This window comes from Glutamicibacter sp. AOP38-B1-38 (genome assembly GCF_052377485.1).
Lineage (GTDB): Bacteria > Actinomycetota > Actinomycetes > Actinomycetales > Micrococcaceae > Glutamicibacter.
Genome location: NZ_JBQSWU010000001.1, coordinates 175151 through 190643, shown reverse-complemented (window position 1 = coordinate 190643; position 15493 = coordinate 175151). Strand labels below are relative to the sequence as shown.

Sequence of the window (15493 nt, the reverse complement as noted above, 5' to 3'; positions counted from 1 at the left end):
CTCAACTTCGCAGGGCCCGTCGCACGCTATCGGTACGCTGTTCGGTATTGCCGATCTTCATGCTGACCCCCAGGACACTCAGCGAATCCTGAGCCACGCTAACCGGCGCAAAGTTCATAATCGTCACCGCTGGGTGATGGTCCTTGAGCATCGAGACGCGAGTGATGAAGTCTTTCAGGGATTCCAGGTCTACCGCCGGCAGACCCTGATAGCCAAGGAGCCGAACGCTGCTACGCGGGCGCCGAATCAGGTTGTCGAGGTCTTCCGTGGTCAGTGGCGCCACGCCGTGGGCCCAATCGTCGAGCAGGTTCACCGGATCGCCGCTCAGCCCAAAGGAGATCACCGGTCCGAGCAGCGGGTCTTCCACCGCCTTGATCACGCAGGCTTGTCCGGCCGGTGCCATGGATTGCACTTCGAGCGAGGTCACGTCGTACGAGGCCATGAGGGCGCTCATATGTTTGAAGTTTGCCTCTAGGCTCTGCGCATCTGGAATGTTTAATCGAACGCCGCCCAGATCGAGGCGTTGGCGCATATCCGGATCGTTGGCTTTCAGCGCGACCGGCCAACCGAGCCGGTCGGCAGCCTCCAACGCTTGTTCAGCGGACCTGACCACCGTCGAATCGAATACCTTGATGCCATAGTAGCCAAGGAGTTTACTGGACTGTTTGTGGTTCAGCTCTTTCAGTTCGGTACCGACGATGTCGCCGACCAGCTGTTCAAGGTACTCATGCGCGCCGGCGACATCCACGTCTGTGGGTTCCGGCAGGGCTTGAAAAGGGACATTCATCCACTGGCTATAGCCGTACGCTTTGGACAGCGCGCCAACGGCCTCGGTAGGCGAGGTAAACACCGGAATTCCTTGATGCACACCCTCACGGAATTTCGGATCCGCGATGCCTGGCATGAGGGCAATGACGGGCTTGTCCTGCCCACTGAATTCGGTCAGCACCTTGATCACCGATTGCGCGCTTATCCCGATGGCCGGAAGATGCGCCACGATCACCGAGTGCACCTGCGGGTCTTGCACCAGTTCGGTCACCCGCGCACGCAATTTCGAAATCGATCGTGATTCTCCGAGCGAGTAATCCAATTCTTCACTCTGCGCGGTGGCGAACAGGTTGCGTCCCACCGTGACATCACCGACGATTTCGGCCAGGGCCAAAGAGTTTGAGAGCACCGCTACTTGTGGTCCGGCAGGGGCCGGGAATACCGACAGCAGCGAGGCGACGTCCATAAGCTCTTCGATGGACCTCACCCGGATCACCCCGGATTGCCGCAGCATCGCATTCAACGCCGCCGGCGGGGCTTCGCCCAAGCGCACCGAGTGCCCCGGTGGTATCCGCCGGCCCATCAGGTCCGATTTAGCCACGATCACCGGCTTGCTGCGCGCCAGGCGACGGGCGATGCGGGAGAACTTGCGTGGATTGCCGAAGGATTCCAAATGCATCGCCACGACGCCGGTGCGCTTGTCATCCTCGAAATACTGCATCGCGTCATTGCCTGACACATCTGCGCGCAGCCCGGCTGAGATGGCGCTGCTTTGGCCGACCGCGCGTTGCATCGCCGCGCCTTGCAAAACAATGCCCATAGCTGCCGACTGGCTGAACAGACCGACCGGCCCGGCCTGCGGCAATTCGCTGGCCAGCGAGGCGTTGAGGCGGATCTGCGGATCGGTATTGAGCACTCCCAAGGATGCTGGGCCGATGACGCGCATGCCGTTTGCCCTGGCCAGCGCCACCAGCTTGCGTTGGGCCACTAGGCCGTCGGCGGTCTCATAACCGGCGGTCATGAGAATCAGGCTTTTCACTCCGTGCGCGCCACAGTCCTGGATGGTTTCCAGAACCCGTTCTCGTGGCACGCAGATAATTGCCAAGTCCACCGGGCCGGGGACCTCGGTGATATTTCCATAACTCGGCAGCCCGCCGACCTCGAAGGCCTGCTCGTTGACGGCATAGATGGTCCCGGTAAATCCGCCTTCGACGAGCCGGTCCAGCACGTCGTGGCCGATGCTCCCCCAGGCGCGGCTGGCACCGATAACCGCTACGGCGGACGGTGCGAGGACCCCGGCAACGCTGCTCGCTTCGGCACGGTGTTCTCGTGCTTCGGTGACTTCCTTCGATTTCTCGGTGGGGCTGATGGGGAATTCCAGCATGATCACCCCATCTTCGAAGTGCCGGGCCACCGCATAGCCGGCATCCGAGAACACGGTGAGCATCTTGCGGTTTTCCGGCAGGATTTCGGCGGTGAATTTGACTATGTCGTTTTCCCGCCCGGCGGCGGCAAGGTGCTCGAGCAGGATTGAACCGATGCCGGTGCCTTGGTATTCGTCCGAGACGTTGAAGGCGACCTCGGCTTCGGCCGGATTCTCCAGCCTGTCGTAGCGGCCTACCCCGATGATCTTCGAACCGCGCAGCACGGTGAAGGCCACCCGGTTGCGATGATCGACATTGGTGAACCGTTCAAGCTCTTTAGGAGTCAGCGACGACTTGTACGTAAAATAGCGTAGGTAAACCGAAGTTTCAGATTGCTGTTTATGCATGTCTTGCAAGGCTTGAGCATCTTGGGGCGTAATTGGCCGAAGATGCGCGGTCGTGCCGTCGCGAAGAACAACATCTGCTTCCCAGTGGGCTGGATATGCCGCTGAAAGTTTACGATCCACCATAGGCTTAGAATAGTCGCGCTTTCGCGTTTGCGCCCAGCTGCAACACGAAATCCGACATTTTAGGCCGTGAAGCAGCAGATGAAGGGCGAAGGCAGAGTAATGGCTCGCAAAAAAACTCCCGAGATTCCCGAGGATTTCGTCGAGAACATCGTCGATATCGATGTCACCAGCGAAATGGAATCCTCCTTCTTGGAGTACGCCTACTCGGTGATCTATTCGCGTGCGCTACCGGATGCCCGAGATGGCCTGAAGCCGGTGCAGCGACGCATCCTCTTCCAGATGGCCCAAATGGGCCTGCGCCCGGAGAAGGGCCACGTGAAGTCCGCTCGTGTGGTCGGGGAGGTCATGGGCAAGCTCCACCCGCACGGGGACACCGCGATCTACGATGCGATGGTTCGTCTAGCGCAGAGCTTCTCGCTGCGCTTGCCGCTGATCGATGGCCACGGCAACTTCGGTTCGCTCGATGACGGACCGGCCGCCCCGCGTTATACCGAGGCCCGGCTCGCGGCCTCCGCGGTGGCGATGACCGCAAACCTCGACGAAGACGTGGTGGACTTCGTCCCCAACTATGACAACCAGTTCATGCAGCCCGAAGTTCTGCCTGCGGCGTTCCCCAACCTGCTGGTTAACGGCACCACCGGTATCGCGGTGGGCATGGCCACGAATATGGCACCGCACAATCTCAATGAGGTAGTCGCCGCGGCGCAGCACTTGATCGCGAATCCGGATGCACCGGTTGAAGAACTGATGAAGTTCGTTCCGGGTCCGGATCTGCCCTCCGGCGGCACGATTGTGGGACTTGACGGCGTCAAGGACGCCTATCGCTCCGGCCGCGGCGCATTCCGCACCCGCGCCACCGTGAGCTTGGAAAAGATCTCCGCCCGCAAATCCGCGCTGGTGGTCACCGAGCTGCCCTACACGGTAGGGCCCGAAAAAGTCATCGAGAAGATCAAGGACGGCGTCAACAACAAGAAGATCGTTGGCGTCTCCGATGTCGTTGACCTCACCGACCGCCACCATGGGCTGAAGCTTGTGATCGAGCTCAAGAACGGCTTCAACCCGAACGCCGTGCTGGCCGCTCTCTACAAGTACACCCCGATGGAAGACTCCTTCGGGATAAATAATGTGACCCTGGTCGAGGGGCAGCCGCGCACCTTGGGATTGCGCGAACTGCTGACCGTCTATGTGGAGCACCGTATCGATGTGGTCCGCCGGCGGACCGCGCACCGTCTGGCCAAGCGCGAAGACCGGTTGCACCTGGTCGAGGGGCTGCTGATCGCGATTCTCGACATCGATGACGTCATCGCAATCATCCGTTCCTCCGAGCAGACCGCCGAAGCCCGCGAACGGCTGATGACGGTCTTCGATCTCAGCGAACCACAGGCAAGCCACATTCTGGAACTGCGCCTGCGCCAGCTGACCAAGTACTCGCGGATCGAGCTGGAGGCCGAGGCCGAACAGCTGCGCGCTGAAATCGCCGAACTGCGCGAAATCCTGGGCGACGATCAGAAGCTGCACGCCCTGGTTTCCGCGGAGCTCGGGCAGATGGCGGAGACCTTCGGCACGCCGCGGCGCACCAAGCTGAACAAGTCCTCCGCCCTCGAACCGCTGAAGGGCACCGCTCTGCCCGAAGAGGTAGGCACCGGAAAAACAGCGAAACTGGCCCTGGAAGTCTCCGATTCGCCCTGCTTCGTGCTGCTCTCGGCCACCGGGCAGATCGCCCGCACCCATGACCGGAGCCCGCTGGACTTCTCCTCCGCACGCATCAAGCACGATGTGCTCTCCTCCCAAGTCCCCTCGACCGCCCGCGGAGAGATCGGCGCGCTGACAACCACCGGGCGGATGATCCGCATTTCGTTGATCGATGTGCCGGTGCTGCCCGAAACTCATGGCTTCCCGCAGCTGGCCAATGGTGTTCCGGTCGGCGAATTCCTGAAGCTTGAAAAGGGCGAACGCGTGGTGGCGTTGCTGCCGCTGAACCGGGTCTTCGCTCTGGGCACGCAAAATGGCGTAGTCAAACGCGTCACCCCCGATTATCCGTTGAATCGCGAAGAGTTCGAGGTGATCACCTTGAAGGACGGCGATGTCGTCGTTTCGGCCGCACCGGCAGAGGACTCCGATGAGCTGGTCTTCCTGACTCGCCAGGCCCAGCTATTGCGATTCCCCGCCACCGCCGTGCGCTCGCAGGGCCGTACCGCCTCGGGCATGGCAGGTATCAAGCTGGCCGGAGAGGACAGGGTCATTCATTTCGGCGTGGTGGGCCAGGCCAATGAGGACGCGGTCGTGGCGACCATAGCTTCCGGATCGCAGACCCTTCCGGGAACCTCGGGCCAGTCGGTGAAGCTCAGTTCCTTCAGCGAGTTCCCCGTGAAGGGACGCGCGACGGCCGGAGTGCGGGCACACCGCTTCGCCAAGGGCGAGGACTACCTGGCGCTGGGCTACGCCGGTTATGGGCCGGCCCGCGCCAGTTCGGCCGCCGGGGTGGTGCGCGCCTTGCCGACCGAATTCGCCAAGCGTGATGGTTCCGGCGCCCCGCTGGCGCAGACGATCAGCATTCTCGGCGGTTCCCTGCCGGGCCAAGCTCCGGCCGGTACGGTGGCCGGCAGTGAGCCGGGCGCGCCTGCTCCGCAGCAGAGCGACGCCGCCCCGGCCGCCAAGCCCCGGGTGAAACCAGAGCTGCATCCCGGAGAGGACACCTTGCCGTTCTCCGATGGCGGCGTGCTGCTCTGACAGGCGGCTGCTTTTAGCTGGCGGGTGCGAGGGTTCGGTCCAAGCAGATCGACCCCTCGCAGATTTCGGCCAGCTTCGGCTCGTGGGTGATCAGCACGACGGTCCGCCCGGCGAGCGCGGCACGCAGCGTGCGGATTAGTTCGGCACTTTCATCAACGCCTAGGTGCGCGGTCGGTTCATCGAGCAGGATCACCTGCTGCCCGCCGACCAGGGCTCGGGCGACCGCAAGTTTGCAGCGTTGCCCGCCGGAGAGCCGGTGCCCGCCGCTGCCGATCCGCGTCTCGAGCCCGGCAGGTTGTGCCGCATACCAGCCGGCGAGCCCTACCCGGTGCAGGATTCCGATGAGCGCTTCGTCGGACGCCGGCGCCGCGCTGTTGGCTGCCAGGTTCAGGTTCCGTCGAAGAGTGGAATCGAATAGGTGCGCTTCTTGCGGGCACCAAGCCACCGAATCCATCGCCCCTTGCTCCAGGGCGCGGTAGTTGCCGTGCTCATCGATGCTTTCCAGGCGTCCCCCGCTCGCGGGCAGGGCACCGAGCAAGGCGGTGAGCAGCGTGGATTTACCCGAGCCTGAGGTTCCGGTCAAGGCGGTCCACTCTCCGGGGCGGATCTGCGCGTCCAAGTTGCTGATCACCGGGTTACCGGGCACGTAGCCCAGTTCCAGCCCGGCCAGCCGGTAGCCGTGGACCGTGTAGCCAGGTTGCGTTGCGGTTGCGCCTGGTCGGGCAGTTCCCTGCTCCCCTACCCCGCGGCCGGCAAGCTGATCGGTCAGCTCGTGCAAGGCTCGTCCCTGCTGGATCGCGCCCAGTGCGCTAGCTGCCGGTTCTGCCAGGGACAGGGCCAGCAGCACGGCCAGGGCGGTGAACGATGCGCTGCTTTGTGAGAGGGTCACCAAGGCCGTGGCAAGCAGCACCGTGGTTAGCGCGGCCAGGGCCGGGGCGGTGCCTTGGCCATAGGCGTGGCGGCGAGCCCGGGCGGTATTCCGGCTTTCGGCCCGGGCAAGCTTGTGGAGCACCGGACCGAGGCTGCCGTAGGCACGTAGCGCTTCCTTATTGCGCAGAGTGGATAGCACCAGTTGGTTCAGCTGCAAGCGATGGCGCAGCGCCAGAGCCAGGTGCCTCCCCTCGACGAGTTTCACCAGCCAGCGCGCCGGGAAGGCCAGAAAGAGCCCGGCGCCAAGTGCTGCGTAGCCGAACTCTGGCTGGATCTGGAAAAGCACCACGGTACCAAGAGCCCACACGATCAGTGCTTGCAAGGGTGGGAAGAGCACTCGGGCAAGGGCGTCGCGTAATTCGTCGACTTCGGCGAGCAGATACCGCAGCACCACCGAGGAGCGGCTCATCATGCCCCAGCGTGCGGGGTTGGCGACCATGGCGTTCCACAGCTTTTCACGCAAGGCCCCGGCATAGCCGAGCACCGCGTCGTGGATGGCGAGTTGCTCCAGATACCTGAATACCGCGCGCCCGATGCCCAAGGTGCGCACCATGACAAAGGCGACCGTGAGGTGCAGGATGGCCGGCTGGTAGCTGGCTTCGACGATGAGCCAACCGCTGAGCCCGGCGAGCGCAACGGCGCAAAGGATGGAGAGCGCCCCGTAGCACAGCGCCTTGCGGGCGGCCCGATAGTTGCCCATGACTTCCCGGCGTGGGTTCCACCGGGGATTGCCCTCTGGTTTCCCCTGGGGCGCGGCCCCGCCGCGCATCGGCGCCTGGGATACTGCGCGCAGGTGGTCGGGCGTTGGCTGGCGGGTGCTCAGCGTGGGGCCGGTTTCGGTGATGAGCGGGTCGTGGCTGGCCACCAGCATGGCGCAATCCTCAGGCAGTTCGGCGAGCAGCCGGCGGACCGCGGCCGCGTTCTGTTCGTCCAGATGGGCCGTGGGCTCATCGGCCAGCAGCAGCCGGCAGCTGGGCACCGAGTGCAGCCGCAATAGCGCGCGCAGCACCTCGAGCCTGCGGAGTTCCCCTGGCGAGTACTCCGCTATGGCACGAGGCAGCATGGCGCGCAGGTTCAGTTCGGCAGCTAGCCTTTCGGTCAGCTCTTTGGGCGCGTCTGGTGCGTCTTGTGCGATCTGCTCGGTTCCCGTCTGGGCGTTGAACTGCGGGTGCTGGCTGATGCATGCCAATTCTCCGGCCACAAAGATTTCCCCGCTCACCAGCTCGGCGGCGAACTCATTGCTGCTGGTTTGCGCCTCGGCGATGAGCTTGAGCAGACTGGTTTTTCCGCTACCGCTTGCGGTGCTCAGCAGCTGGCGGTCTCCGGCGCGCAGGTCCATACTGAAATCGCTATAGATCGGGTTCTGCCCCGGGTATCGAAGCGACAGTTTTCGCACTTCGAGCACATTGGCCTTGCGCATCGGGCCGGTTGGGGCGCGCAGCGAGCTGGCGGGCGTGCCCTGTATTTGTTTGCGGTAGCGTTCGTAGGCTGCGAGCCCGTCATCGGCCGCATGGTAGGCCGAACCGACCTCACGCAAAGCGATGAACAGTTCGGGCGCGAGGATCAAGATGGTCAGCCCGGCGGCCAGATCCATGTTTCCGCCAACGAGTCGAACACCGATGAGTACGGCGAGCACCGCAACCGAAAGCGTTGAGATCAATTCCAGCCAGAAGCTGGACATGAAAACGGTCCGCAGGTTCTGCATGGTCGCGGCCCGGTAGCGTTCGCTGACCTGCGCGATGGCGTGCCCTTGGTGGCGGGCACGCCCCAATCCGAGCAGCGCCGGCAGCCCCTGGGCGAGTTCATAGAGTTGATTGGCTAGGGCGTCGAGCTTGGCCTGCGACTGCTCGATGGTGTCTTGAGTGTGCATCCCGATGAGCGCCATGAATACCGGAATCAGCGGAATTGTCAGCAGCAGCACCAGGGCACTGAGCCAATCGATCCGCAAGATGTAGATCCCCAGAAGCAGTGGGACAACCGTGGCGCCGATCAGCGCGGGAATGAATTTGGTGAAGTAGTCATCGAGCTTTTCAATGCCATGGCCTGCCAACGTCGAAGCCTCCGCCAGCGACAGGTCATTTCGCTGATCTGCAAGGATCCCCGGGCGCGAAGCGGCGGATTCGATCAGATTTGCGCGCATCTGCTCTTTCGCTCCGGCCCCCATGCGCCGGGAGCCTGCGTTGAGTCCCCAGACTCCCACTGTGCGCAAGGCCGCCCCGCCCAGCGCCAACCAGAGCAGCAACTGCTGGTGCGGCTGCCCGAGGGACATCTGGGTAATCCACGTGGCCAACGTGTAGGCCACGAGGATCAGCCCGCTGGTTTTGAGCACCGAGAAGGCCGCCAGCAGGGCAACCTGTCGGCGGGGCAGCAGGTCGCGAGGCAAAAAGCGGGGCGCAGACATGATCGGTTCCTTTCGAGCTGGCTAAATTACTTCACGACCGAGGTCACCAAGTGATCCTCCGGTATATGCTTTTCGCTGATGCGTTTGCGAAATACCCAGTAGCTCCAGGACTGGTAAGCAAGCACCAGGGGCACGCCGAAGGCGGCCACGATGCTCATCAGCTTCAGCGTGTAGGGCGAGCTCGACGCGTTATCGATGGTCAAATCAAAGGCTGCGTCAAGAGTCGAGGGAAGCACCACCGGGAAGGCTGCGACGAAGATCGCCGCCACCGCGGCCAAGAGCGTGATGCCCAGGGCGATGAAGGAGCGAGCTTCATGTCCCGACCGTGCGCTCATCCATGCGCCGCACGCCGCGATCAGGGCCAGCCCGAGGAGTCCCCAGGCAACGGGTGAGCGCTGCCCGAGCAGGACGACCAGGGACCACAGCAGCAATGGTGCGATGCACAGCGGGAGCCAACGGACAAAGAGCCTGCCCGAACGTGCACGGATTGGCCCGTCGGTCTTCAGCCGCAGGAAGGCGATCGAGTGGATCCAGCTAAAGGCCACCACCGCTACACCGCCGAGTATTGCGGACCAGGTGAGCCAGGCGAAGGGCCCGCCGACCCGGTCGCCATTTTCGTTCAGCGGCAGGCCGAGAGTGGTCAGGGCGAGCATTGCGCCGACCCCGAAAGCCGCAACAAGCGACCCCCAGCCCAGGGCCAGATCCCACAGTCCGCGAGTTCTGCTGCTTACGGCTTTTCCGCGGTACTCGATGGCTACCGCACGGAAGATCAATGCCACCAGCACGAGGGTCAGCGGGAGGTACAGCGCGGAAAACAGTGACGCATACCAGTAGGGGAAGGCCGCGAAGGTTGCCCCCGCGGCGGTCAGCAGCCAGACCTCGTTTCCGTCCCAGACCGGGCCGATGGTGTTGAGCAGCACCCGCTTGTGCTTTTCGCCGCCGCGGCCCAGACCGATCTGCATGCCGATGCCGAGGTCGAAACCTTCCAGAAATAGATAGCCGGTCCAGAGCACGGCGATGAGGATAAACCAGAGAGTAGGAAGCCAATCCATTGCTATCGCCTGTCTAATATGCGAAGGCGAGTACGTCGCCCTCGTCGTCGCTAGGGTCTTTGTCCGATGTCTGCTCGTGATCCCGCAGTTCCGGCATGGCCGATCCGGTGCCTCCCCGGATGTATCGGGTGAGCAGCACCAGTTCCACCACCAGCAACACCCCATAAACCAAGGTCAGCGTGATCAAGGAGAACAGCATTTCTCCGGCGCTCACGGTGGGGGAAACCGAGGCGGCGGTGTACATGAACACTTGGTCCACCCCGCCCATCTGAGGGTTCGGCGCCACGGTGAATGGCTGCCTGCCCATTTCGGTGAAGATCCAGCCCGCCGAGTTCGCGCCGAAGGGGGCTGCGATGCTCAGCAGCGCTAGCCGTGAAAGCCATTTGCTGTCGGGCACAGTCCCCTTGCGGGTGAGCCACAGCGCCAGGGCCGCAGTGACCGCCGAAAGCCCGCCGAGGGTGATCATCAGCCGGAATCCCCAGTACGTTACTTCCATCACCGGAAGGTAGCTGATCTCTTCGCCTGCATATTGCCCGAAGGCCGGGTCATCTGGGTAGTGGCTTCCGTACTTTTCCTGGTATTCGGGAATCAGCGTGTTCACGCCCTTGACCGGAGTCTCAAAGTCGCCATTGGCGAGGTAGGACAAAAGCCCCGGCAGTTCGAAGACCGCAACGACGTCGTCACAAGTGGTCGCCCCTTCGGTGCTCACGTTGCCCAGCGTGAGTACCGAGAACCCGGTTCCGTCGTGGCATGCGGCTTCGGCGGCAGCCATCTTCATGGGCTGCTGCTCGAACATGAGCTTTGCTTGTTCATGGCCGGACAGCGCAACTCCAGCGAAGGAGACCACGGCGATCACTGCGCCGATGCGCAATGAAGTGATCCAGACTTTGTGATCCTTTCGATCTCGCACCCGGCCCTTAGCCGGGTCCTCGCCGACGATGACTCGTCCATTGGCATCAACGCTGTCGATGCCTTCCTTGCGGCGGCGGTAGAGGTGGAACCAGGAGATGCCCAGCAGGAAGCCTCCGGCGACCGCGAATGCTCCGAAAATTGTGTGCGGGAAGGTCACCAGTGCGGTGTTGTTGGTGAATACCGCCCAGGCGTCGGTCATCACCGCGCGCCCGTCGATGAGCTCAGTGCCTACCGGATGCTGCATCCAGGAGTTGGCGACCAGAATGAAGTAGGCCGAAAGGATCGCCGCCAGCGAGGCGCACCAGATGGTGGCTAGGTGTATCCGCGGAGGTAGTTTTTTCCAGCCAAAGATCCACAGCCCGAGGAAGGTGGACTCGACGAAGAAGGCGAGCAGCGCCTCCATGGCCAGGGGTGCGCCGAAGACATCGCCCACGTATCGACTGTATTCGCTCCATGCCATTCCAAATTGGAACTCCTGGACGATGCCCGTAGCTACCCCCATGATGAAGTTAATGAGGAAGAGCTTGCCCCAGAACTTCGTCATGCGCAGCCAGTGTTCGTTGCCGGTTCGGTGCCAGACCGTCTGCATCACGGCAACGGTGAGTCCGAGGCCAATGGTTAGCGGCACCATCAGGAAGTGGTACACGGTGGTAATGCCAAACTGCCACCGAGCAATCTCTAATACATCCATGGATTCCTCAACTGTCCCGAGAAGTCGATACTTCATTTTCTACATGTCGTAGAAAATGCCCGTATTGCCAGAATAGACCAATTTCGACAGCTTGTAGAACTCGTGGACCACCGGAAGGGCGGCAGTTTCCTAGGGATGAAAAAGCCAAGATTCCTAGCATTGACACAGAAAGGACTTTCTGAAACAAAAAACCCCAAGTCAACACCAAGCAGCACCACCCGCTGGCCGACCCAAGGCGGTTATCCGCAAACCCAGTCATCACTCGATATTTTTACGCCACGTAGAAATATCGGACAAACGCCTATATAATGAAATTTCCAAGCAGAATGCTTTCCCCACCCTGTGGAGGTTGGCAGCACTGCATCAGCACTAAAGCAAGTGAGGTAAGACCTGGTGGCCAGCCTTGGCGATCTGGAACGCTCCGTCATGGACCTGCTGTGGGATTCTGCAGAACCGCTTACCGCTAACGATCTTCGTGATGCCCTAGCGGCACTCGGTACTGATGCAAAAGAACTCGCAGTTACCACGGTACTTACCGTGTTGGCCCGACTGGAGAAGAAAGGACTTGTGGCGCGGGAACGCTCCACTCGTCCACATCGTTACACCGCGTCCTCGTCTCGCGAGGACCATACTGTTGGACTGCTAAACGACGCTTTGGGCACCGCTCAAGATCGCGAAGCCGTCCTCGCCCGATTTATCGGAGGAATCTCGGCTGATGAAGCAGTCTCCCTGCGTGCTATCTTGGATTCTGTAAGGACTGTCTGAGTAACATGAACTTCGGGGACTGAGTGCTTCTCACCTCATATTTCCTAGCGGCGTTGGCTATCGTCTTGGCGTGGCCGACGCCGTTGGCATTGTCTAAAGCAAAATGGACCGCGCGCGCCCCGGTGGCGGCGGTATTGCTCTGGCAAGCGATCGCCCTGGGCGGTGGCCTGTCCATGATCGGCTCGATGCTTGTCTGGGGGCTGACCCCGCTCGGCAACGACCTCATCTCCGCGCTGCACGCTAGTTGGCTTCTGGTCACCGGCGATCCCAGCATTAAGTACCCCGGCGTCGTTCACTTATTTGCGCTCAGTACAGCATTGCTCTTCGCTTTCCATCTGGTGCTCACCCTGGTGAGAGCTTCGTGGCGCACGACCCTGCAAAGAGCCAGGCACCGTCAGCTCTTGCGATTGTTGAGCAACCCCTCGCAGACCCGGCCCAATACGCTCGTGCTCGATCACGACCTTCCGGTGGCCTATTGCGTGCCGGGCTTCAACGGATCGGTTACGGTGCTGTCAAAGGGCCTGCTGACCCAGCTCTCCCCCGAGGAACAACGCGCCGTCATCTCGCATGAGAATTCGCATCTCGATCAGCGGCACGATCTGCTGATTCTGGCCTTTACCGCCTGGCACGAAGCATTGCCCTGGCTGCCGACCTCGCGTCTGTCACTGGATGCGGTGCGGCAACTGATCGAGATGCTCGCCGATGACAAAGCACTCGAGGTAGTGGACCGACCGGTTCTGCTTCGCGCCATAGTGAGCGTAGCGTCCTCTATTGCCTCGGTTGGGGCGCCCAAGGATGCCTCAAGCGGAGCCACCGGCGAAGTCGTAGGGATGCCCGGCGGTGAAGTTTCCTCGCGGCGGCTGCAACGCCTGCTGTCACCGGTAGCTCCGCTGAATCGATTGCAGAATTTTGTGGTTCTATCCTGCACGGTGCTGCTCCTGGTGTGCCCCACCGTCTTGCTCATTGCCCCGCGTTTGCTGTCCTGGTAACTAGCCAACGCAAGCGGGCGCATGCCAGCGCTACAAGCTGCGACAAGGCCCTCCCGGACTTGCGGTTAGGCAGGTCATCCGGGAGGGCTATCTCGTGCATAAACATCATGGTCGACTACATGTCGATGCGGTCCCGTTCAAGGTTTTCGGCGCCGGCGATGATGAAGTTCTTGCGCGGAGCCACGTCCGAGCCCATCAGCAAGTCGAAGACTTCCTCGGCCGCCTGAGCGTGTTCGATGCCCACGCGCCGAAGCATCCGATGATGTGGATCCATGGTCGTCTCGGCCAGCTGGTCAGCGTCCATCTCGCCAAGTCCCTTGTAGCGTTGGATCGGTTCCTTATAGCGCTTTCCTTCGGCTTCAATCTTGGCCAGCAGGGCAGACATCTCGGCCTCGGAATAAGTGTAAATTACCTCGTTGGCCTTCGAACCCGGGTTGATCACCTCAATACGATGCAATGGCGGCACGGCTGCATAGACGCGGCCGTGCTCGATCATTGGTCGCATGTATCGATAGAACAGCGTCAACAGCAGCGTTCGAATGTGCGCCCCATCAACGTCGGCGTCCGTCATCAAGATGATCTTGCCGTATCTGGCCTGCTCAATATCGAAGCTACGTCCCGATCCGGCGCCAATCACCTGAATCATGGCAGCGCATTCCACATTCGATAGCATGTCCGAAATGGAGGCCTTCTGCACGTTGAGGATCTTGCCTCGAATTGGCAGTAGCGCCTGGAATTCGCTGGAACGCGCCACACGCGCAGTACCCAATGCGCTGTCGCCCTCGACAATGAAGAGTTCAGAACGCCCGACTTCTTTGCTCCGGCAATCAAGCAGCTTGGTAGGAAGCGAGGACGACTCGAGCGCGGTTTTGCGGCGCTGAGTTTCCTTATGCATCCGAGCTGAAACCCTGGACTTCATTTCGTTGACAACTTTTTCAAGAAGCGTCGACGCTTCGGCCTTTTCATTGCGTTTGGTGGATGCCAGGCGCTCGTTCAGCGCCTTTTCGACGACCTTCGTGACAATCTGCCGGACCTGCGAGGTACCAAGAATTTCCTTGGTCTGTCCTTCGAATTGCGGCTCGGCAAGTCGCACGGTGAGCACCGCGGTCAGCCCGGCCATCACATCGTCTTTCTCAATTTTGTCTTTTTGACCGAACTTGAGTTTGCGAGCATTTGCGTCGACGTTCTTGCGGAAAGACTTCAGCAGCGCTTGCTCGAAGCCGGAAATATGCGTTCCGCCTTTAGGCGTGGCAATGATATTCACAAAGCTTTGGATGGTGGTGTCATATCCGATCCCCCAACGCAACGCGACGTCGACCTCGCACACGCGCTGAACATCTTCGATATGGCTCCGCCCGTTCTCGTCGATTACCGGAACCTTCTCGTGGAACGAACCACTGCCATGGACGCGCCACACGTCGGTAACCGATGAATCGCTGCTCAGGTACTCGACGAACTCACTAATGCCGCCGTCGTGCTGGAAGACTTCCTCGTACGGCCCTTCGGCTCCCTGAGTTCCGGCCAGCGCACGTTCGTCGCGCAAGGTGATCCGCAGACCAGGAACCAGGAAAGAGGTCTGACGGGCACGGTTCTGGAGTTCTTCATATGAGAATTTTGCGTCCGACGTGAAGATATGGTCATCTGCCCAATAACGGATACGGGTGCCGGTCACCCCGCGCTTTGCTTTGCCGATGATTTCCGGAACGGTTGCTTTTTCATGAGCGGCGAACGGGGCATCGGCTTTGGGCCGGCCACGATCTGCGAATTTGCCTGGCTCGCCACGGCGGAACTGCATCGAATAGGTTTTGCCGCCGCGATCAACTTCGACATCTAGCCGGGCCGAAAGAGCATTGACCACCGAAGCTCCTACCCCGTGCAAGCCACCGGAAGCCCCATAGGAGCCGCCGCCGAACTTGCCACCGGCATGCAGTTTGGTAAAGACGACTTCCATGCCGCTCAGACCGGTCTTTGGCTCGATGTCTACGGGAATGCCACGACCGTCATCATGGACCTCGACCGAACCGTCGGCATGCAAGATGACATTGATGGATTGCCCGAAACCGCCGAGCGCCTCGTCGACCGAGTTATCAATGATCTCCCACAGGCAGTGCATCAAGCCGCGAGAGTCGGTAGACCCGATGTACATGCCAGGTCGCTTGCGTACGGCTTCGAGCCCCTCAAGAACGGAGAGATGACGTGCATTGTAATTATCGGCTGAGGCCACGGGGCTGCAATCTCCTACTGACGCGGGAAAAGAATGAACTACATACCATTCTACTCGTTTATGTGTTCGAACTTGGTGCTATCGCCCGGTCGGTAATTCTCCCGAGTCGTCAGCAAAAGTTCTCCACAAGCGCTACG

General features: G+C 61.2%; 8 protein-coding genes. 3 read left to right on the top strand and 5 right to left on the bottom strand.

Annotated features, from left to right (window positions below):
* Position 1: 1 nt before the first annotated feature.
* Positions 2 to 2662, bottom strand: a complete 2661-nt coding sequence (locus tag ACT3TP_RS00815) for a bifunctional acetate--CoA ligase family protein/GNAT family N-acetyltransferase (RefSeq protein ID WP_444618823.1) — start codon at positions 2660 to 2662, stop codon at positions 2 to 4.
* Positions 2663 to 2761: 99 nt separating this feature from the next.
* Between ACT3TP_RS00815 and ACT3TP_RS00810 the strand changes: the two genes are divergently transcribed.
* The gene (locus ACT3TP_RS00810) at positions 2762 to 5392 is read left to right on the top strand and encodes a DNA gyrase/topoisomerase IV subunit A (RefSeq protein ID WP_444618821.1); all 2631 of its coding nucleotides are present in this window, start codon (positions 2762 to 2764) and stop codon (positions 5390 to 5392) included.
* Positions 5393 to 5405: 13 nt separating this feature from the next.
* Here the strand turns inward: ACT3TP_RS00810 and cydC are convergent, their stop codons facing one another.
* The 3 genes from cydC to ACT3TP_RS00795 are packed head-to-tail and all read right to left on the bottom strand — an operon-like array spanning position 5406 to position 11378.
* The gene (cydC, locus tag ACT3TP_RS00805) at positions 5406 to 8723 is read right to left on the bottom strand and encodes a thiol reductant ABC exporter subunit CydC (protein WP_444618819.1); all 3318 of its coding nucleotides are present in this window, start codon (positions 8721 to 8723) and stop codon (positions 5406 to 5408) included.
* 26 nt (positions 8724 to 8749) lie between these two features.
* Entirely contained in the window at positions 8750 to 9775 is a 1026-nt protein-coding gene (gene cydB / locus ACT3TP_RS00800; RefSeq protein WP_444618817.1) for a cytochrome d ubiquinol oxidase subunit II, read from the bottom strand.
* A gap of 13 nt (positions 9776 to 9788) precedes the next feature.
* Positions 9789 to 11378, bottom strand: coding sequence for a cytochrome ubiquinol oxidase subunit I (locus ACT3TP_RS00795; RefSeq protein ID WP_444618815.1), 1590 nt, complete (start codon positions 11376 to 11378; stop codon positions 9789 to 9791).
* Positions 11379 to 11771: 393 nt separating this feature from the next.
* Between ACT3TP_RS00795 and ACT3TP_RS00790 the strand changes: the two genes are divergently transcribed.
* Entirely contained in the window at positions 11772 to 12143 is a 372-nt protein-coding gene (locus tag ACT3TP_RS00790; RefSeq protein WP_444618813.1) for a BlaI/MecI/CopY family transcriptional regulator, read from the top strand.
* A gap of 23 nt (positions 12144 to 12166) precedes the next feature.
* Positions 12167 to 13132: a M56 family metallopeptidase gene (locus ACT3TP_RS00785; protein ID WP_096286419.1), complete on the top strand. Its 966-nt coding sequence runs from the start codon at positions 12167 to 12169 to the stop codon at positions 13130 to 13132.
* A 115-nt stretch (positions 13133 to 13247) separates the two neighbouring features.
* Here ACT3TP_RS00785 and ACT3TP_RS00780 read toward each other — a convergent pair whose 3' ends face one another.
* Entirely contained in the window at positions 13248 to 15356 is a 2109-nt protein-coding gene (locus ACT3TP_RS00780) for a DNA gyrase/topoisomerase IV subunit B (RefSeq protein ID WP_444618811.1), read from the bottom strand.
* Positions 15357 to 15493: the final 137 nt, after the last annotated feature.

Excerpts from the sequence above, each read along its gene's own strand:
- cydB (WP_444618817.1), bottom strand. The coding sequence starts at position 9,775 with ATGGATTGGCTTCCTACTCTCTGGTTTATCCTCATCGCCGTGCTCTGG.
- ACT3TP_RS00810 (WP_444618821.1), top strand. The coding sequence starts at position 2,762 with ATGGCTCGCAAAAAAACTCCCGAGATTCCCGAGGATTTCGTCGAGAAC.
- ACT3TP_RS00795 (WP_444618815.1), bottom strand. The coding sequence starts at position 11,378 with ATGGATGTATTAGAGATTGCTCGGTGGCAGTTTGGCATTACCACCGTG.
- ACT3TP_RS00815 (WP_444618823.1), bottom strand. The coding sequence starts at position 2,662 with ATGGTGGATCGTAAACTTTCAGCGGCATATCCAGCCCACTGGGAAGCA.
- cydC (WP_444618819.1), bottom strand. The coding sequence starts at position 8,723 with ATGTCTGCGCCCCGCTTTTTGCCTCGCGACCTGCTGCCCCGCCGACAG.